Annotated in this window: 16 protein-coding genes; 6 read left to right on the forward strand and 10 right to left on the reverse strand. The window is 73.8% G+C overall.

The genetic code is table 11. The features are described from left to right. Positions 1-50: 50 nt before the first annotated feature. The 3 genes from TR48_RS00280 to TR48_RS00290 are packed head-to-tail and all read right to left on the reverse strand — an operon-like array spanning position 51 to position 2,727. The gene (locus tag TR48_RS00280) at positions 51-929 is read right to left on the reverse strand and encodes a hypothetical protein (protein WP_152627724.1); all 879 of its coding nucleotides are present in this window, start codon (positions 927-929) and stop codon (positions 51-53) included. After that, positions 926-1,570, reverse strand: a complete 645-nt coding sequence (locus TR48_RS00285) for a hypothetical protein (RefSeq protein ID WP_201777075.1) — start codon at positions 1,568-1,570, stop codon at positions 926-928. The genes TR48_RS00280 and TR48_RS00285 overlap by 4 nt, the downstream gene beginning before the upstream one ends. Then, entirely contained in the window at positions 1,567-2,727 is a 1,161-nt protein-coding gene (locus TR48_RS00290; protein WP_052442294.1) for a tryptophan dimethylallyltransferase family protein, read from the reverse strand. The genes TR48_RS00285 and TR48_RS00290 overlap by 4 nt, the downstream gene beginning before the upstream one ends. 581 nt (positions 2,728-3,308) lie before the next feature. Here TR48_RS00290 and TR48_RS00295 point away from each other — a divergent pair. The 4 genes from TR48_RS00295 to TR48_RS00310 all read left to right on the forward strand — a co-directional run bounded on the left by TR48_RS00295 (position 3,309) and on the right by TR48_RS00310 (position 8,220). Beyond that, positions 3,309-4,649, forward strand: a complete 1,341-nt coding sequence (locus TR48_RS00295; protein WP_042363713.1) for a cytochrome P450 — start codon at positions 3,309-3,311, stop codon at positions 4,647-4,649. A 112-nt stretch (positions 4,650-4,761) separates the two neighbouring features. After that, positions 4,762-5,487, forward strand: coding sequence for a response regulator transcription factor (locus tag TR48_RS00300; RefSeq protein ID WP_236651935.1), 726 nt, complete (start codon positions 4,762-4,764; stop codon positions 5,485-5,487). 103 nt (positions 5,488-5,590) lie between these two features. Continuing rightward, on the forward strand, positions 5,591-7,774 hold the full coding sequence (locus TR48_RS00305; protein WP_042363893.1) for a sensor histidine kinase: 2,184 nt from the start codon (positions 5,591-5,593) through the stop codon (positions 7,772-7,774). A gap of 185 nt (positions 7,775-7,959) precedes the next feature. Beyond that, entirely contained in the window at positions 7,960-8,220 is a 261-nt protein-coding gene (locus TR48_RS00310; RefSeq protein WP_042363714.1) for a hypothetical protein, read from the forward strand. 111 nt (positions 8,221-8,331) lie between these two features. Here TR48_RS00310 and TR48_RS00315 read toward each other — a convergent pair whose 3' ends face one another. Genes TR48_RS00315 through TR48_RS45080 form a run of 6 tightly spaced genes read right to left on the reverse strand, consistent with a single transcriptional unit; the run spans position 8,332 to position 16,004 of the window. Then, the gene (locus tag TR48_RS00315; protein ID WP_052442296.1) at positions 8,332-10,173 is read right to left on the reverse strand and encodes a multicopper oxidase family protein; all 1,842 of its coding nucleotides are present in this window, start codon (positions 10,171-10,173) and stop codon (positions 8,332-8,334) included. Then, the gene (locus tag TR48_RS38490) at positions 10,170-11,726 is read right to left on the reverse strand and encodes an MFS transporter (RefSeq protein WP_052442297.1); all 1,557 of its coding nucleotides are present in this window, start codon (positions 11,724-11,726) and stop codon (positions 10,170-10,172) included. The genes TR48_RS00315 and TR48_RS38490 overlap by 4 nt, the downstream gene beginning before the upstream one ends. Further along, on the reverse strand, positions 11,723-13,150 hold the full coding sequence (locus TR48_RS00330; RefSeq protein ID WP_042363897.1) for a dihydroorotase: 1,428 nt from the start codon (positions 13,148-13,150) through the stop codon (positions 11,723-11,725). Before TR48_RS00330 ends, TR48_RS38490 begins: the two co-directional genes overlap by 4 nt. Then, entirely contained in the window at positions 13,143-14,177 is a 1,035-nt protein-coding gene (locus TR48_RS00335) for a PrpF domain-containing protein (RefSeq protein ID WP_052442298.1), read from the reverse strand. The genes TR48_RS00330 and TR48_RS00335 overlap by 8 nt, the downstream gene beginning before the upstream one ends. Then, complete coding sequence (locus TR48_RS45075) at positions 14,174-15,169, reverse strand: asparagine synthetase B family protein (RefSeq protein ID WP_236651936.1); 996 nt, start codon at positions 15,167-15,169, stop codon at positions 14,174-14,176. Before TR48_RS45075 ends, TR48_RS00335 begins: the two co-directional genes overlap by 4 nt. Then, a complete protein-coding gene (locus TR48_RS45080; protein WP_236651937.1) occupies positions 15,138-16,004 on the reverse strand; it encodes an asparagine synthetase B family protein in 867 nt (288 codons plus the stop codon). The genes TR48_RS45075 and TR48_RS45080 overlap by 32 nt, the downstream gene beginning before the upstream one ends. A 269-nt stretch (positions 16,005-16,273) precedes the next feature. Here TR48_RS45080 and TR48_RS00345 point away from each other — a divergent pair, with 269 nt between their 5' ends. Then, positions 16,274-17,041 (forward strand): aquaporin, encoded by a 768-nt coding sequence (locus TR48_RS00345; protein WP_084728680.1) that lies wholly within the window; start codon positions 16,274-16,276, stop codon positions 17,039-17,041. Positions 17,042-17,095: 54 nt separating this feature from the next. On the opposite strand, the gene TR48_RS00350 is transcribed toward TR48_RS00345, so the two are convergent. After that, on the reverse strand, positions 17,096-17,563 hold the full coding sequence (locus TR48_RS00350; protein ID WP_042363715.1) for a MarR family winged helix-turn-helix transcriptional regulator: 468 nt from the start codon (positions 17,561-17,563) through the stop codon (positions 17,096-17,098). A gap of 161 nt (positions 17,564-17,724) precedes the next feature. Here TR48_RS00350 and TR48_RS00355 point away from each other — a divergent pair, with 161 nt between their 5' ends. Continuing rightward, a complete protein-coding gene (locus TR48_RS00355) occupies positions 17,725-18,090 on the forward strand; it encodes a YrdB family protein (protein ID WP_042363716.1) in 366 nt (121 codons plus the stop codon). Positions 18,091-18,093 lie beyond the last annotated feature (3 nt).

Here is an 18,093-nt window from a genome sequence, read left to right on the forward strand (position 1 = left end):
GGAAGGGGTCGTCCCGCGGAGGGACGGCCCCTTCCGGGCTTTGGGCGGGTCTAGGCGCGGTGGTCGCGCGGGGCGGCCGGCACGGGCTGCCTCACCGGCACGGGCTCGTTCAGCAGGCGTGCCCGCCACTGGGTGAGGCCCTGAGCCAGGTCGCTGTCCGCAGGGGCCAGCCGGGGGAGGCAGCGGTCGATGTAGAAGAGGTAGAGCGGGACGAGGTCGGCCCGGAGGAGCTCGGTGAGCTGCTCCGCCGGGGCCGGCCGTCCGTGGCGCGCACGCGTCGCCGCACGGACGAGCTCCGCCGCCACCGGCGAGAAGCCCGCGAGGTGGAGGTCGATGGCGTCGTCGGTCGAGCCCGGCTCCCCGTTGGCGCCGGTGTAGAGGAACCGCAGTGGGAGCAGGACCGCCTTGGTGAACCGCCGGGTGTCCCTCGCCAGACTCGCGGGGCTGTGGAACTCGGCCACGACGGCATCCGTCGCGAGCACCTCCAGCGCGAAGCGGACGCTGTCGGTCAGCAGCGTGTCGGCGGCCGGTCGTTCCACGTCCCGCCGCACGTCCTCGCCCAGGAGCAGGACGCCGCTGATCTTGAGGTCGAGCCGGTCGACGGCCGGGAACCTGCCGTCCTCCCGGTTTCCCCGCAGGGCCGGCAAGGAGCTCCAGAACACCGACAGGCGCTCGTAGGCGGCGTCCGTGTGCTGGAGCTCGCGGGTGACCGCCGCGATGGTCCCCTCGTCGCCCTCGCGCCGGTCCTCAAGGACGAGCCCGAGGTCGATGTCGCTGACAGCGGGCGCGAACCCGCCGTGGGCGAGGCTCCCCAGGGCGTAGGCCGCGACCAGGCGGTCGCCGAGGGTCTGTCGGAACACGCGTGCGCAGTGCTCGGCGATTCCTCTGGCGGAGTCGGAGTCGAGGGCCACGGCGGGGGCTGCGCTCATGCCGGCACGGCGGTGTCGCGGAGCGCCAGCTCGGCGATCCGGTCGGAGACCATGGTGATGATCTGCCAGGCACGGTCGAGCAGGTCGGTGACCTCGCCGAGGTCCCACTCCCCGCGCTCGGCGAGCAGGCGGTAGCCCATCTCGATGTGCTCCTCGTCCGCTTCGTCGTGCAGGGCGAAGTAGGCGTTGCCGGGGAAGGCCAGGGACCCGGCATTGCTGAAGGTGAGGCTTCCGGCCTCGAGCACGAGGTGGGCGAGGACGACCTTGTGCAGTCCGGGCAGGACGCGGAACTGGTCGACGAACCAGGCGGCTCCGGCCTCCACGACCGGGTCCCAGTCGGCGGTACGGCCGGTGTCGTGGCTCTCCACCAGAATCCCGTTGTGGCCGAGCTCCTCCTGCTGGTGCTCGACGGCGAGCTCCCTGAGTTGGGGGTCGGTCTCGAACGCGGCCCGGACGCTGATCATCCGCTGGAACGCGTCCGACCACGGTTTCACGTGGGCCAGCACCGCGTCCTTGGTGGCTGCCGGTGTCGTCGGGTCCTCCAGCAGGACGATCAGGCGGCTGGCGCGGTATGCGTGGACGTGCTGCTCGTTCCTGTCGGCGACGGCCTGCAGGGGCATGGGCAGGGTGGTGGTGGTCATGCGGATTCGACCTCCTGGAGGATTCTTCTGGACTGCCGGGTCGGCCGGCCGGACGGGGCGGTCAACGGGGGGTAGAGCGGGAACCTGAAGTAGACGGACACGTCGCCCTCGTGGCCGCGGGAGCGGTAGCTGACCAGTTCCTGGAGACCCCTGATCCGGCTCGGCGGCTTCGGCGCCACGGCCTGGACGAGGGCGTGGTGACGTTGCGGGTCGAGGCCCTCGTGCGCCATCAGCGCCCCGATCCTGCCTGCGGCCTCCGCGTCGGACCCGGTGAAACTCGACACCCGGAAGTACGTGGTCGACTCGTCGGCGCGGGTGGCGTCGGACCGGAAGGCCAGGCAGGTCAGTGGGGCGTCTCCGGCGGCTTCGGGATCCGTGCCGAGCAGGGTCCGGAAGGCCGAGAGGGCCCTTGCCGGGTCGTGCGTCCGGGCGAGCGAGGCCATCTGCTGAACGACGGCGACGCTGCTGGTGTGGTTGCGGTAGTAGACCTTGGCCCTCGCCTTAGGGCCGGAGTCCAGGTCGAGGGCGAAGAACTCGAGCTCCCGCTCGGCTCCGTCCGCCAGGGTCCCCCGGGCCACCCCTTCGGCGGCGTCGGCCCAGGCGGCGCCCATCCCGAGGCGTTCCATCGCCTCGGTCACCACGGTGAATCGTTTCTGCAGGGCCATGGTGTACAGCCCGAAATAGATCTTGAAGGCCGGCGGATGTCCTGGCCGCCAGGCCAGCGAGTGCCACACGGGCGCGGGCGCCGCCGGTCCGGCGTCGGGCGCGAACACGTCGGCCACCCTCGCGTAGCGGCCCAGGTCCACCAGCGGTTCCGAGGCCAGTCGGCCCGTCAGTTCCGCTGCGGCGGCCCGGTTGGCGGCCGCGGTGATGGGCGTGGAGGCGCCCAGCGCCTCGAACAGGATGCGCAGCTCCGGTCTCCCCCGGGACCACTTCACCGACATCTCGGCGGGGAAACCGTCGCCGGCGACGTACGAGGGGAACGGGCACGACCGCCCGACGGGTATGTCGGCCCACGGTCGGAGCAGATCCCGGACCTGGTCCGTCACCGGGCCGGTCATGGACGTCGGCAGCCCGAGCCCATCGCCCATGTCGACCCAGCGGTCGCGAAGGAACTCCCCGATGGAACGCCCTTCACCCGAGAAGATGCTGTCCACTCACCCATCCGTTCTCCAAGCGCGCCGTCCCTTCCCCGAGCGGCGATTGATCGACCGTCATACGTCGACGAAGGCCGTCGGCGCTGGGGACGGGCACGTCTTCACGGGAGCATCGACGCGACCATTTTTGGCAAACCCCGCTGATATTCCCAAGCGGAACATGCGCAAACCGATCACGATCGGCGCCCGACACGCATCATGACGCACACAAGTGAACTGTCCTGCGGCGCGCCGGAACCACTCCCTCCCCATCGGCCCCATCACTGCCCCGCGCCCCTGGAGCGCAAACCCGGGCGCCGCCCCGGGCGACGTGTGCACAACATCGGCGCCGCAAAACTACTATGGGATGATCTTGGTGGGCTAGTGTCGGCTGCGCGAGCGCCCGGGTTGGGGGCGACAGCACCCCCAACGCCCCGTCCTGGAACGGGAAACGGACGACCCGTCAACCGGTGATACGATCGCACCGATTTTGCGGAGCAGGTGGGTCCACACCCCGCGGTTGCGGGGATTGAAGCAACTGGCCCCTCTGACCAGTCTCGTCAGCTTTTGCTGGCCCGCCGGCTTAGGAGCCCCAGGCAGACATGGACGTTCGCTCTTCCGCCCCGGTGCCCCCGCCCGGCTGCCCCGCCCACTCCTTCGGCAGTCGAGTGCCCATCTACGGACCGGAGTTCGCGGCCGACCCGGAGGCCTACTACTCCTACCTCCGCCACTACGGGCCCACCGCCCCGGTCGAGCTCGCCCCCGGGGTCGACGCCACCCTGGTCACCGACTACCAGACCGCGCTGCGGCTCCTCCAGGACCCGGCCAACTTCCGCAAGGACTCCCGCCGCTGGCGCGACCTCGCCGAGGGCAGGCTGCCCGCCGACAGTCCCGTCGTCCCGACGCTGACCTACCGGCCGAACGCCCTGTTCAGCGACGGAGCCGAACACCTGAGGCTGCGTCAGGCCATCACGGACGCCATGGCCCGCATCGACATGCACCGGCTCGCCCGGAGCACCGAGCAGGTCTCCAACTTCCTCATCTCCCAGTTCGGCCCGCGCGGCTCGGCGGACCTGCTCGGCGACTACGCCAAGCAGGTCTCCCTCATGGTCTTCAACGAGCTGTTCGGGTGCCCCGCCGAGATCGGCGACCGGGTGATGTTCGGCACCTCGGGCATGTTCGAGGGTGTCAACGCCGAGCAGGCGGTCGGCGTGCTGTTCGGCGCCTGCGGCGAACTGGTGGCGCTCAAGCGCAGCCGGCCGGGCGACGATGTCACCTCCTGGCTGCTGCAGCACCACGCCAAGCTCACCGACGAGGAGATGGTGTACCAGCTCGCGCTGCTGCTGGCCTCCGGTTCCGAGCCGCTGCGCAACCTCATCGGGAACACCCTGCACCGGGTGCTCACCGACGACGGGTACGCCAACAAGGGCGGCCTGATCGACGAGGCGATCGACGACACGCTGTGGGAGAACCCGCCCATGGCGAACTTCATGGCGCACTACTCGGCGAGCGACCTGGAATTCGCCGGGCAGCACTTCCCGGCCGGCGACCTCTTCCTGGTCAGCATCGGCGCCGCCAACACCAACCCGGCCCTCACCGCGGCGCGGCAGTCGGGCAGCCGGGCGCATCTGTCGTGGAGTGCCGGGCCGCACGCCTGCCCGTCCAAGGAGCCGGCCCGCCAGATCGCGGTCACCGCGATCGAGAACCTGCTGAACCAGCTCCCCGACGTCGTCCTCGCCGTCCCCGAGCAGAGCTTGGCGTGGCGTCCGGGGCCGTTCAGCCGGGGCCTGGCCTCCCTGCCGGCTCGCTTCACGCCCGTCGAGATCGCGCACCGGGCCGCGCCGACGCAGGCTCCGCAGCCGACGGGGCCGATCGCTCCCCAGCCGGACAAGGCGGACCGCGGCGGTCGCTGGAGCCAGTTCCTCAACTGGCTCAAGGGGTAGTCCGCGGAGCCGGGGGCGCCCCGGGCGCACCCCGTTCCCCCGGGAGCGGCAGCGTGAGCGACGCCCCATGGCTCAGTGTGACCGTGTACTGACTTTTAGTAGCATGTCGCGCGTGGAGAGCGACGGGGACCGGAACGGGACCTCGGGCGTGCGGGTGGTCGTCGTCGACGACCACCCGCTGTTCCGGGAGGGGCTGCGCGCCGCCTTGGAGAGCACCGACGACGTGCGGGTGGTCGCCGAGGCCGAGACGGCGGCGGCCGCGCTGGAGGCGGTGGGGGCCCAGCGGCCCGATGTGGTCGTGATGGACCTGTCGCTGCCGGACGCCTCCGGGATCGAGGCCACCAGACGCCTGGGCCAACTGCACCCCACCGTCCCGGTGCTGATGCTGACCACCTCGGACGACGACGGCAGCCTGCTCGGCGCACTCCAGGCGGGCGCGCGCGGCTACCTGGTCAAGGGCGCGGGCCGGGACGAGGTGCTGCACGCGGTGCGGACGGTGGCGCACGGCGGCGCGGTGTTCAGTGCGGACGTCGCCACGCGGATCTCCGCCCTGCTCACCGGCGGCGTCCGCCGGGAGGCCGAGCAGCTCTTCCCGGGGCTGACCTCGCGTGAGATCGAGGTGCTCGACCTGGTCGCCCGGGGGCTGGACAATCGCCGCATCGCCCGTGAGCTCTACCTGGCCGAGAAGACGGTGCGCAATCACATCTCGCACATCTTCGACAAGTTGCACGTCGCCACCCGGACCGAGGCCGCCGCGCGGGCCCGCGACGCCGGTCTCGGCGAGCCGCCGCGCCCGGCGGGACAGCAGGCGCCCGGCCCGTCGGGCGCCGCGAGGTGACCGGTGCGGGACCGCTGCCCCATGCGCCCGGGACGCCGGGCGCGCCACGATGGACGCTCGCCACGGCGGACGGGGGAGGTCGTAAGAGGGGCCAGGGACAGTGATGGCGGAGCTGAGCGGGACGCCGCGCACGGCGTGGGCCGGGAGCCGACAGATGGGCGCCGCCTACGCGGCCTGCGGCGTGGCGCTCGGCGCGTGCTTCGTCTGGCTGGCGCTGGCCTACACCGGCCTGGGCGGATCGCGCCTGGCCTCGGTGGACTTCGGCATCTTCGGCTCGCACATCCTCTTCATGCTGGCCTGCGCCCTCGCGGGGACGTTCAGCCTCGCCCACCCCTCGGGAGGAACGGTCGGCCGGCTGCTCCTGCTGACCAGCACCGGGGAGCTGGTCGGTCAGGCCATCGGCATCGCGGCGGCGGCCGTGGGGTGCGGCATCGTGGTGCGCACCGGCGTCGTGCTGGTGGGCTACGCCGGTGACTGCCTGTCCATCTTCCTCCTCTACAGCCTGCCGTTCTGGCTCCCTGACGGGAGGCTGCCCGGACGGCGCTGGGGGCGGGCGCTGGTTGTCGGGATCGCCGTCTGGACGCTCTGCGAGGTCTATCTCGACACCGGGACCCAGAGCGACTGGTACGGGATGGCCAACCCGCTTGCCACCGGCCGACCCTGGGTCACCGTCAAGAGCGCCCTGTCGTCCGTCGTCGGCGCGGCCCTGGTCTACGTGCCGGTCAGCCTCTCCGCGTTGGGCTTCCTGGTGCTCGCCGTGAGGGCGTGGCGGTGGCGGGGGCGTCGTCGTCGGGGGCCGGTGCGCAGTTCGGGCCGGTCGCCCCTGCTGCCCGGCGCGCTGCTGCTGGTGGTGGTCCCGTTCCTGCTGCTGACCGTGGGGAGTTACGTGGACTACTTCTTCCCGCTGCCGAGCGCCGCGACCCTGGTGCTCTTCTACAGTCCGCTGGTGCTGCTGCCGTTGGGCCTCGTCTTCTTCTTCGCACGGGACCGCTCCGCGCACCTCGACCGGGCCACCCGCCGGGTGCTGGCCGTGCTCGTCACGCTGGCCGTGCTGGTGGTGGGGTACTTCGCGCTCGCGATCGGGCTGTCCGACGTGCTGCCGGGCACCCGCACCCCCGGCGCGCTGGTGCTGGCCGTGGGGTCGCTGGCGATCGGCCTGCTGCTGCGGGCGACCGGCGGCTGGGCGGTGCGGGTGGTGGACCGCTCCTACTACGGCGACCGGGCCCGGCCCTACCACGTGGTGCGCGAGCTGGCGGGGCGGTTGAGCCGGACGGTGACACCGGGGGAGGCGCCGCGGCTGCTGTGCGAGAGCGTCGTCACCACGCTGCGGTTCCCGGCGGCGCGGGTCCTGGTGCACACCAGCGGCGGCAGCCGGGAGACCGCGACGCTGGGGGAGACCGCCGCCGCCCGCTTCTGGCACCGCTTCGAGCTGGTCTTCGAGGGCGAGGAGGTCGGAGCCCTGGAGGTCGCCGCCCGTGTGGGCGAGCCGGAGCTGGACCAGCAGGACCACGACGTGCTGCGGCTGCTCGCCGACCAGGCCGCGCCCGCGATCGCCTCGCTGGGCCTGTACCAGGAGCTCCAGGCCAGTCGGGAGCGGATCGTGCTCGCCCGCGAGGAGGCGCGGCGGCGGCTCCGCCGAGACCTGCACGACGGCCTGGCGCCGGCGCTGTCCGGCCTGCGGCTCCAGGTCGACACGGCCCGCGCGGGCCTTGCCGGGGACGACCCGGCCGGCGGGCGGCTCGGCGGCGTCTCCGAGGGGATCGCGGACGCCATCACCGAGCTGCGGCGGATCACCGCCGGGCTGACCCCGGCGGTGCTCGACCGGGACGGGCTGGGTCCGAGCCTGCGCGGCCTCGCGACCGGCCTCGGTGGCCGGAACCTGCTGATCGACGTCGAGCTGCGCCCGGACCCGCTGCCCGAGCTCCCGGCGGCCGTAGAGGTGGCGCTGTACCGGATCGCCTCCGAGGCCCTGCACAACGTGGTCCGGCACTCGGGCGCCCGCCGAGCGCGCCTCTGCCTGGGCGTCGCCGACGACGCGGTGCTGCTGGAGGTCAGCGACGACGGCCGCGGCCTGGACGGTCCGGCGCGCCAGGCCGCGGCCGGCGGTGTCCACGCGGGCGCTGTCCACGCAGGCGGTGTCCGGCCGGGCGGTGTCGGGCTGCGGTCGATGTCCGAGCGGGCGCAGGAGCTCGGGGGCACGCTGTGCGTGCAGGGCGGTCCGGACGGCGTCGAGGGGTGCGCGGGCGTGGTCGTACGCGCCGAGATCCCGGTCCGCCCGGGTGGGTAGCGGTCGCGCACCGGTCGCCTCCGCTGGTCATTGAAGTTGAAGGTGTGACGGATTCACGCCCGGGTGCCCGACCGGGACCTGCCCGGGACTCTGGACTCATGTGCCCGGGACGCCCGGCGACGCACATTCGATAGCGAAAGCCGCCCCTGCCTCCCGGGCAGGGGCACGAGTGACAGGAGCACCCGATGACCGCGAATCCCTCACCCACCCCTCGCGGCGGCCTCGCGACCGAGTGCAAGCACCCGGGCTGGTGCCAGCCGGAGGCCGAGCAGCCGCCGTCGGCGGCGGCGGCGCTGACCGCACGGGCGATGTCGACCGCACGGGGGGAGCAGTCCGCGCCGCAGGAGACCCCGGTGCCGGAGGACCCCCCGGACACGTGCCTGCACCCCGGGCAGTGCCCGCCCCTGCCGCACCCGCCGCAGGAGGCGCACCAGCCGGACGACTGAACCAGCGCGGACGCCTCGCGAAAGGGCCTCGCCGGTGGATCCGCCCAGGGATCCACCGGCGAGGCCGTTCGCGTGCACGGGAGCGGGCGCGGGCGCCCGGCCGGGCCTGCGTCACATGCCGCCCATGCCGCCCATCCCGCCACCGCCCATGCCGCCACCGCCCATGCCGCCCATCCCGCCGACGTCCATGACGGCCCCGGGCATCACCGCGAACTCCCGCATCATCCCGGCGTCCTCGTGCTCCAGGATGTGGCAGTGGTACATGTACCGTCCGGACGCGCCGCGGAACTGGCCGGCCACGGTGACCATCGTGCCCGGCGGCACCCGCATCACGTCCTTCCAGCCCGTCAGGGACGGGTCGATCGGCAGCGAGTCCAGATGGGCGACCGGGGCGCCGGGCGCGGTGCCGCCCTGGGCCTGGACGAACCTGGCGGTGTCGTAGCCGTCGAGGGACAGCGGCTGGAAGCGGGTCAGGTGGATGTGGATCGGGTGCAGGATCCCGCTCAGGTTGAGGATCCGCCACACCTCCCACCCGTCCTGGCGGGCCCGCCAGTTGAGCTGGTCGTCGAAGTGGCGGGCGAGGCGCTGGTAGGTGGTGGTCACCCCGTCCTGGTCGGTGACCTGGATGATGCCGTCCCTGACGCCGCCGGTCGCCGCCGCCGGGGCCGGGACCTCGCCCAGCTCCCACAGCCCCAGCGTGCCGTCGGCGTCGGCGGCGAGCGCCAGCATCCGGTGCATGTGGTCGGGCGGGAGCCGGTCGTGGGTGAGCCGGCAGTAGGTGGGGGAGAGAGTCGGCGGCAGCCGGAACGTGTCCGTCAGCGGGATGTCCGCGACGCGGAACTGCATCACGTCCGGCTCCGGCAGGCGGGCGGCGGGCAGCGGGTCGCCGGGCTTGACCCCCGGCGGCAGCGGGTCGCCGCGGAAGGGCGCCTGCGCGGAGTTGACCAGCCGCAGCGACTGCCCTCGGAAGGCGCCGAAGTCGACCAGCACGTCCGCTCGTTCGGCCGGGGCCAGGGTCAGCCCGTCGGCGGGGACGGGCAGCGGCGCGCCGAGCAGCCCGCTGTCCGTGCCGATGAGCCACGCGCAGCCGGTGACCACCGCGCCGCTCTCGTCCAGCAGGTGCAGCCGGTAGGTGCGCGAGTTGGACGCGTTCAGCACCCGGAACCGGTACCAGCCGGGCCGGACCTCCAGGTGGGGCCAGATCGTGCCGTTGACCAGCGTGTAGGGCCCGACGAACGGCAGCGTGCCGGTGGTCTTGTGCAGCAGCCGCCCGGTGAAGCGCCCCGACGCGTCGGTCTCCAGGTTGCGGTCGCAGACGATCAGCGGGATTTCGCGGTCGCCGCCCGGCAGCCCGAGGGCCTCCTCCTCGTCGTCCCGCAGCAGGTACATCCCGACCAGCCCGGCGTATACGTTGAGCCGGGTGATGTTCATGGCGTGGTCGTGGTACCAGAGCGTCATCGCGGGCTGGTCGTTCGGGTACTCGGAGAGCTGCGCGTCGCCGCGCAGCACGGCGTTCTCCATCCACCCGTCGTTGTTGCCCCCGGTCACCGCGCCGTGCAGGTGCGTCACCTGCCAGGCGGGCAGCGCGGCCACGCCCCTGACGGGCTGGGCCAGGCCGATGCCCGGATCGTTCATCGCGAGGGAGGGGTTGCCAGGCGCGTCCGCGAGGAACGCGGCCACGGCCGGGTAGGGCGTGGCCGTGCCGTTCTCCCAGGTCACCCGGGTGCGCTGGCCGCGGTGCACGTCGAGGACCGGGCCGGGGAAGTGCCCGCCGTAGGTCCACAGCGGGGTCGGCGGCAGTTGCGCGTGCAGCCGCAGGCTCACGCCCTCGGTCCGGAGGGTGAACCGCGCCGGCGAGTCGGCGCGGTCCGCGCGCAGCCGTGGCGGGATCCGCAGCGGGTCGGTGAACTTGGTGAGGGCGGTCGTGGTCGTGGGTGTCTCGGTCGCTGTCATGACGCCTCCTCGGAACCGGCGACGGTGGTCGTCCGCGGCCGCAGTGCGGCGGCGGCTGCCTGGGGGAGCAGGGGCAGCGCGGCGAACGCCGCGCCGAGCAGGCACACGCCGGACCACCCGGCGCGGGCCCAGACGACGGCGGAGAGCGCGGAGCCCGTCGCGCCGCCGGCGAAGTAGCAGGTCATGTAGACGGTGGTCACCCGGCTGTGGGTGCCTGCGGGCAGCAGGGCGTAGATCTCCTGCTGGTTGGCGGTCTGCACCCCGCGCAGCCCCAGATCCAGCAGCACGGCTCCGACACCCAGCAGCACCAGGCTCCCCCGGCCCAGGGTGAGCGGCAGGAACGCCACGACCATCAGCCCGTTGAAACCGAAGCGCGCGGGGCGCACATGCCCGTGGTCGCACCACCGCCCGGCGGGCTGCGCGAGCAGCACGCCGGCGATCCCGGTCAGCCCGAACAGCCCGATGGCGGCTTCGCCGAACCGGAAGGGCGACCGCGCGAGCAGGAACGCCGTGGGCGTCCAGAACACGGAGAACGCCGCGAACACGGCGAAGCCGCTCATGCAGTAGCCGCTCAGCCGCACCCTCCAGGGGCACCGAGCGTTCCGCCCGGCGGCGGAGCCGCCAGTCTGTCGAGCCGTCTGTTTCGCGCCCGGAGTTGGTTGTACCCGCCAGGGGCGCGGGGCTCTACCGATGTGCGGCTCCGCCGCCGGGCGCGAGAACCGCCCGGGGAGGACGGCCCTGCTCGTTCGGCGCTCCAGGTACCAGGGATGGGCGTCCCCCCGCCTGAAGGCCGGATGGGTGTACCCGCGTCTGAAGGCCGGGTGGGTGTACCCGCGTCTGAAGGCCGGGTGGGTGTACCCGCGTCTGAAGGCCGGGTGGGTGTACCCGCGTCTGAAGGCCGGGTGGGGGTCCCCCCGGCCGGAGGCTGGGGGAATGTCGCGCCCCGCGGCGGAGTCGTGCGTCGGAGCGCCCTCGCGCTCCTGGGGAGGTGCAAGCTCCCCGTCGTTCAGAAGCGCCCGTACCAGGGCGGCGGCAGCCGCCAGCAGCACTGCCGCCGCCGCGTACACCGCGCGCCAGCCGCAGAGCGCGGCAAGTTGGCCGGAGACCACCCGGGCGAGCAGGATGCCGGCCGTCAGGCCGCCCATCACGGTGCCGACCGCGCGGCCGCGTCGTTCGGGGCCGGCCGTCGAGGCCGTGCGGGCGACCAGGACCTGGGCCGCGCTGCCGGTGAGGCCCAGCAGCACGACCGCGACCGCCAGGACCGGCAGGGCCGGCGCCGTCGCGGCCAGGACCGCCGCCGGCACGGCGAACCCCAGCAGCGCCGTGGCCAGCCGGCCCCGCGACAGCCGGTCGCCCAGCGGGACGATGAGCAGCAGCCCCGCCGCGTAACCGAGCTGACCCGCCGACACCACCGCCGCCGCGCTCGCACGGTGAGCGTGGAAGCTCGCGGCGAGCGCGGGCAGCAGCGGCTGGGCGTAGTAGATCCCGGCCACGGCGACGCCGCAGGCGAACGCCGTCACCGCAGGCTCTCCGCGCCGCAGGGCCGGGGTCATCGGGGTTCCACGTCCGAGGGGCGGCGTGCGTCCAGCCACCGGCCGTCCGCCGCGCCGAACGCGGCGTCGGCGCGGTCGTCGGACAGCCGGTAGACCGTCTCGCCGCGCCGGGCCGTGTGCAGCACCCGGCCGGTCATCGTCCAGCCCTCGTAGGCGGACCAGCCGCACTTGGAGCGGATCGTGCCCGGTTCGAGCATCCACCGCTCGTCCGCGTCGAAGAGCACGAAGTCCGCGTCGAGCCCGGCACACAGCCGGCCCTTGCGCTCGTCGAGACCGAACAGTTCGGCCGGGCGCTCGGCGAGCATCCGCACCAAGCACGAGAGTTGGGCGTCCGGCGAGTCCTGGGGGCCGCGTCGGCGCAGGCCGGTGTGCACGGCAGGGAGCATTTCCTGCACGCCGGGCAGCCCGGGCGGAGCCTCCGCCGGGACGCGGAGCTTCTCCGCCCGCGTGTGCGGAGCGTGGTCGCTGCCCAGCGTCGCGGCGTGGCCGCCCAGGACCGCCTGCCAGAGCCGGTCCTGGTCCGGTGCGTCCCGCAGCGCGGGACTGAGGCGCGCCCGCGCGCCGACCCGGCACGTCTCCGCTGCGGTGAAGGAGAGATGATGCGGCGTCACCTCGAAGGTCACCGGAAGGCCCGCGTAGGCGGCGGCCGTCAGCAGGTCGGCCTCCTCGGCCGTGGAGGCGTGCAGCACGTGCACGGACGTGCCGTGGCGGCGGACCAGCTCCACCACCCGGGCCACCGCGACGATCGCGCCGCTGCGCGGACGGTGCCGCTCGTACTCGGCGTAGCCGGACGGCTCGCCGCGCCACCCGTCCAGCAGCCCGAACACGCCGTCGTCCTCGGCGTGCAGCAGCAGTCGCAGGCCGGACTCGGCGGCGGTGCGGAAGATCTTCTCCAGCTGCACCGGGTCGCGCACGACGTGCGGGGCCGTGTGGTGCCCGGCGAGGAAGACCTTGACGCTGGTCGCCTCGCGCGGGCCCACCTCGCGCAACGGGGAGGGGTCCTCGCCCGCCACGCCGAGGTGGAAGCGGTAGTCCACCAGGGAGGCGCCCTCGATCAGCTCGGCCTTGCGGTGCGCCTCCTCGCCGGTGCGCAGCGGCGGGACCGTGTTGGGCATGTCGATCACCGTGGTGATCCCGCCCGCGACGGCGGCCCGGCTCGCGTGCGCCCAGTCCTCCTTGTGCGTCAGCCCCGGGGCGCGGAAGTGCACATGGGAGTCGATCAGGCCGGGGAGCAGATGGCGTCCGCCGCCGTCGAGCGTCCGCCGCGCGGGCGGGCGCTCGTCCGGCCCCAGCAGGCAGGCGATCCGGCCGCCCGACACGGCCAGCCCTCCGGTCGCCACCCCGTCCCCGCTCACCAGCCGCACGCCGGTGACGACCAGGTCGTAGGGCTGTTCACGCCGCGGTGCGCTCGTTGTCTCACTCATCGCCGACACCCACCGCGACCGCGCCCAGCGCCTGCGTCTCCTTGCCGCCGACGCTCACCCACAGCAGCTCGTCGTCCTGGGTGTCGCCGGACGCGGCGTAGGAGGCCACGACCTGCCGTGCGGGCGTGTCGATGACGAGCCGTCCGGGGACGGCCGACGCCCCGGCCAGCAGCCGGTGAGGGATCGTGCCGCGCAGGGCCGAGGCCGCCGCGAGGCAGACCGCGCCCGTCAGGGCAAGCTCGGGATGCCAGCCGCCGACGGTCAGCGCGCGCACGGCCAGGTGCCCGGGGGCGACCGGGACCACGGCCGCGACCTTCGGGAACGCTCCGTTCGGCGGCCAGCCGAGCCGGGCGGCCTGCCGTCGGCGCATCCGTTCCAGCGTCGCGTACAACTCGGGCTGCTCACCCCGGAAGAGTGCCTCCCGGTCGCGCACGCCCAGCCGTGCGCCGTCGACGAACAGGTAGGGGTTGGCCATCCGCACCACCCGGCCGCCGTCGCGCAGCAGCGTGCCGAGCCGGGTGCCGGGCGGGGCGACGAAGTGCGCGGTGAAGACCGTGTGCCGGGGCGAGGCGTGGTCGACCTGGCAGACCACCTGGTCGCCGTTGTTGAGCACCCGCGCGCGGACCCGGTCCCCGGCGCGCAGCGCCGGCAGTCGGCCCGCCTGCGCGGCGGCCGTGACGGCGGCGAGCAGCGAGTGGCCGCAGGTGCCGTTCAGGTCGAAGTGGTCCGGCGCGTCCGGCATCGCCTGGACGAAGCGGTAGTCCACGTCGAACAGCGGGTGCGCGGAGGGCGCGATCAGCGCCCACTTGAGCACCTCGCCCCCGCCGCCGGCGTCCGGCAGGTCCGGCAGCCGGCGGCGGATCCGGGTCAGCGCGGCGACCAGGGCCTCGCTGTCGCGGGGGAGGGCGTCGGCGTCCAGGACCAGGGTGGGTCCGGGGGCTCCGATCGCGCGGGCGAGGGCGGCGAAGCCGACGTCGGCGGTGGGAGCGGTGAGGACGGTGGACGCGGTCAGGTCCGTGGCGCTCATGACGCCACCTCCAGCAGTTCTCGTGCCTCGGCCGGGCGGGAGGCGGCGCGGCGCACCGCGAACTCCTCACGCCACAGCTCGAACATCAGCAGCGACCAGGTCGCCAGGGCCAGGCAGTCGGCCGGCCGGGTCCGCTGCGCCCGCAGCAGCCGCTCGACGGCCGTCGGGTCCAGCTGTCCGCCGGTGCGCAGCCGGGCGGGGGAGAGCACCTCGCGCGTGTACGCCCACAGCGGCGTCCCGGGCGCGAGCATCGCAGTGATCGGCAGGGTGAAGGGTTGCTTGGGCCGCTCCAGCACGCTGCGCGGCAGCAGTCCGCGCGCGGCCGCGTACAGCGCCACCTTGCCGCGTCCGCCCTCCGGCGACAGCCGGTGGCGCTGCGGCAGGGCGCGGGCGAGCTCGCGCACCGACCGCTGGCAGAAGGGCAGCCGGACTTCGACGGCGTGCGCCATGCTCAGGTGGTCGACCCGCCGCAGGTGGTAAGCGGGCAGCCGGACCTGGGTCTCGAAGTCGGTGAGGACGTCGAGCCGTGACCGGTGCGCGGCCTCCTGGCGCAGCCCTTCCGTGATCGCGTCCGAGGCGCTGCCCCGGTCGGAGACGAACGCCCGGTAGTCGGCGCTGTAGAGTCGCGGCCGGGCCTCGGCCGGGATCGCCGCGAGCGCGTCCACGTACGCGGGCAGCCAGGTCCCGCGTGTGGTGACGGCGGCGTGGATCCGGCCGTACCCTGCGAACACCTCGTCGGCCGCGTCGCCGGTCAGCGCCACCTTGAACCCGGCCTGGTGCACGGCCTCGAAGAGGCCGTAGGTGCTCAGGGCGATCGGGTCCGCGTTGGGCTGGCCCAGGTGCCAGGCCACGGCGGGGAGCAGCTCGGGGAAGCGGGCCACGTCCAGCTCGACCTGGTGGTGCACCGTTCCGGCCCGCTCCGCCACCTCACGGGCGAAGTGCCTTTCGTCGTGCGGCCATTCACCGCGGTAGGCGATGTTGAAGGAGTGCACGCCGTGCGCCTGGCGCGTCGTCGGCCATCAGCGCGGTGACCAGGCTGGAGTCCAGCCCGCCGCTGGTGATCGCGCACACCTTGGCGTCCGCGACCGTCAGCCGCCGTACCTCCTCCGCCAGGGCCTCCCGCACCTGTTCACCCGGCTCCCCTCCGGTGACGGCCGGGCGCTCGGGGGCGGGCCTGCGGTGCAGCCGCAGCCCGCGCGAGCGCGAGCAGACGGCGGTGGTCCCGGGCGGCAGCACCTGCACGCCCTCGACGAGGGTGTGCTCGCCGAACGGCGTCTTGGTCGCCAGGTAGCTGTCCAGCCCCGGCTCCCACAGCGTCGGCCGCTCCCGTCCCAGGGCCAGCAGCGCGGGCAGCTCGGAGGCGAAGTGCAGCCTGCTGCCGTCCCAGCGGTAGTAGATCGGCTTCATTCCCGCCTCGTCGGTGGCCAGGACGAGCGTCGGCTCGGCGCGCAGGTCGATCAGCGCCACGGCGAACATCCCGTCGAGCCGTTCGGCGAACGCCCTGCCGTGCTCCTGGTAGAGGGCGGGCAGCACCGCGCCGTCGCAGCGGTCCGCGAACCGGTGGCCGCGCGCCTCGAGCTGAGCACGCAGCCCGGTGTGGTTGTAGATCTCGCCGTTGAAGACGGCCTTGACCCGTCCGCCGTCGCCCTCGTAGGGCTGCCGCCCGCCGACCGGGTCAGTGATCGCGAGCCGGTTGCTGCCCAGCGCCCATCCGGCGCCGTGGGCGAGCCGGGCCTCGTCGGGCCCGCCGTGCCGCTGCAGCGCGCCGGCCGCGCGCATGTCGTGGGGTGAGAGATCGGCGTCGAAGTGCCCGTGGATTCTGCACATGATCGCTGGTGCCTTCTGCTCGGGGTGGATCGATGCCTCCACGTTCGGCAGCCCGTTGTCCCGCCCGCCTGAGCCCGTTGTCCCGCACCGGCCCCGCACCCGTCCCGGGCTCCGAACCGCTGTGCGGACCGGGCCACGGACCGGAGTGCGGGCGGGTGGTGCGCCGGGGGTCGGGGCTGTGTCACCATGTGCCGCGTGGTCGAGGTTGACAATTTGTTGAAGCCCGGTCGTCCGCGGGGCGCGCGATGACCGGGCCGACGCCGGAGCCGATGCTCCACCCCTTGGCGCGGCGTCTGGGCGGCGAGTTCGTCGGGACGCTCGCGCTGGTGGCCGTCGTGGTGGGCTCCGGCATCCAGGCGCAGCGGCTCACCCCGGACACCGGTGAGCAGTTGCTGGCCAACGCGCTGGTCAGCGCACTGGGGCTGGGGGTCCTGATCGCGCTGCTCGGGCCGGTGTCCGGCGCGCATCTGAACCCCGTGGTCACGCTGGCGGCGTGGTGGACGGGACGCCGCGACGGGCGCGGGCCACGTCCCGCCGAGGTGGCCGCGTACACGGCCGCGCAGGTCGCCGGGGCGATCGGTGGCGCGCTGCTCGCGGACGGGATGTTCGGCGGACCGGTGGCGCGGTTCTCCCGGCAGGGCCACGACGGCGTCCACCTCTGGCTCGGCGAGGTCGTGGCCACCGCCGGGCTGGTGCTGCTGGTCGTCGGGCTGGGCCGGACCGGGCGGGAGGCGGCCGCGCCGGTGCTGGTCGCCGCCTATATCGGTGCGGCGATCTGGTTCACCTCGTCGGGCAGCTTCGCCAATCCCGCCGCGACGGTCGGACGTGCCTTCACCGACAGCTTCACCGGTATCGCGCCCCGCTCCGTGCTTCCCTTCGTTTTCGCCCAACTCGTCGGCGCCGCCGTGGGGCTGGCGCTCGCGCCGATGCTGTTCGGCCGCACCGCCGTGGCCCGGTGGAGGCGAAGCGGGGTCGGCGTCGACGCCGACGCGTGCCCTCCGGGGCCGCGACCGGCTCCGGACGGTCGGGCGGTGTGAGCCCCCGCCCTCCCGTGGGTGCGGTGGGTCGGGGCGCGGCGGTGCTCCGGTGCGTTACGGCAGGCCGACCCGGTCGGCGAGCAGCTGCAGAGCCTCCCCCAGGGCGGCGCGCTGAGCGTCGGTCAGCTCCGCGGTGAGGTCGGCGTCCAGGTCCCGGCTCGCGGTCTCGCAGCGGTCGAGGAGGCGACGGCCCTCGTCCGTCAGCGTCAGCACCTGCCGTCGGCGGTCCTGCGGGTCCCGGACCCGTCGCACGGCCTGGAGCTCCTCCAGGTGGTCGGCGAGCGAGACCACCAGGCTCGGTGCGACGCCCATCCGCGCGGCCAGCTCCTGCTGGGACGTCGCCGCGCCCGCGCCGAGCGCGACCAGCAGGCCGATGTGCTTGGGCTTGAGCCCGAGGTCGAACGTCTCCAGCGCGCGGGTGAAACGGTCCGTGGCCACGGTCCCGAGGGTGCCGAGCTTGAAGACCAAGGTCGCGCTGAGGCCCGGGAGCCGGGGGGACGCCGTGCCGGTGACATCGCTCATGCGGGGAACGATACCGCCCGGATATCGTTCAGTGATCGAATGAAGCGGCGCTCATAAACAAGAGCAGTGCTCTTGACTGCGATCGACGCTCTCGCGCACACTGTTCTCAAGCGAGAGCGGTGCTCTCGGAACGGTTGGTTCCCCGCCACGAGGAGCGCGTCATGATCCCCAAGCCGCTGCACCACGCCAACGAGCTGCTCGCGTTCCTCCTCGAACTCGTCGCCCTCGGCGGCCTGGTCTGGTGGGGCTTCCGCACCGGTCACAACCCGGCCGTCCACCTGGTCCTCGGCATCGGCGCACCGCTGGCCGTGGCCGTCCTCTGGGGTCTCTTCGCGGCGCCCCGGGCCCGCCACCCGCTGCCGGTCCCGGCGCTGGTCGTCTTCAAGCTGATGGTCTTCGGGCTGGCCGCCGCCGCGCTGTACGCGGCCGGCGCCCACACCTTCGGCCTCGTCTTCGCCGTCGTGGCGGTGGTCAACACCGTGCTGGCCACCGCCGACCGCGAGTCGCTCGCCCGCCTGACCCACTGAGGG

Source organism: Streptacidiphilus neutrinimicus (genome assembly GCF_000787815.1).
Classification (GTDB): domain Bacteria; phylum Actinomycetota; class Actinomycetes; order Streptomycetales; family Streptomycetaceae; genus Streptacidiphilus; species Streptacidiphilus neutrinimicus.

Excerpts from the sequence above, each read along its gene's own strand:
- TR48_RS00280 (WP_152627724.1), bottom strand. The coding sequence starts at position 929 with ATGAGCGCAGCCCCCGCCGTGGCCCTCGACTCCGACTCCGCCAGAGGA.
- TR48_RS00285 (WP_201777075.1), bottom strand. The coding sequence starts at position 1,570 with ATGACCACCACCACCCTGCCCATGCCCCTGCAGGCCGTCGCCGACAGG.
- TR48_RS00295 (WP_042363713.1), top strand. The coding sequence starts at position 3,309 with ATGGACGTTCGCTCTTCCGCCCCGGTGCCCCCGCCCGGCTGCCCCGCC.
- TR48_RS00305 (WP_042363893.1), top strand. The coding sequence starts at position 5,591 with ATGGCGGAGCTGAGCGGGACGCCGCGCACGGCGTGGGCCGGGAGCCGA.
- TR48_RS00310 (WP_042363714.1), top strand. The coding sequence starts at position 7,960 with ATGACCGCGAATCCCTCACCCACCCCTCGCGGCGGCCTCGCGACCGAG.
- TR48_RS00315 (WP_052442296.1), bottom strand. The coding sequence starts at position 10,173 with ATGACAGCGACCGAGACACCCACGACCACGACCGCCCTCACCAAGTTC.
- TR48_RS38490 (WP_052442297.1), bottom strand. The coding sequence starts at position 11,726 with ATGACCCCGGCCCTGCGGCGCGGAGAGCCTGCGGTGACGGCGTTCGCC.
- TR48_RS00330 (WP_042363897.1), bottom strand. The coding sequence starts at position 13,150 with ATGAGTGAGACAACGAGCGCACCGCGGCGTGAACAGCCCTACGACCTG.
- TR48_RS00335 (WP_052442298.1), bottom strand. The coding sequence starts at position 14,177 with ATGAGCGCCACGGACCTGACCGCGTCCACCGTCCTCACCGCTCCCACC.
- TR48_RS45080 (WP_236651937.1), bottom strand. The coding sequence starts at position 16,004 with ATGTGCAGAATCCACGGGCACTTCGACGCCGATCTCTCACCCCACGAC.
- TR48_RS00345 (WP_084728680.1), top strand. The coding sequence starts at position 16,274 with ATGCTCCACCCCTTGGCGCGGCGTCTGGGCGGCGAGTTCGTCGGGACG.
- TR48_RS00350 (WP_042363715.1), bottom strand. The coding sequence starts at position 17,563 with ATGAGCGATGTCACCGGCACGGCGTCCCCCCGGCTCCCGGGCCTCAGC.
- TR48_RS00355 (WP_042363716.1), top strand. The coding sequence starts at position 17,725 with ATGATCCCCAAGCCGCTGCACCACGCCAACGAGCTGCTCGCGTTCCTC.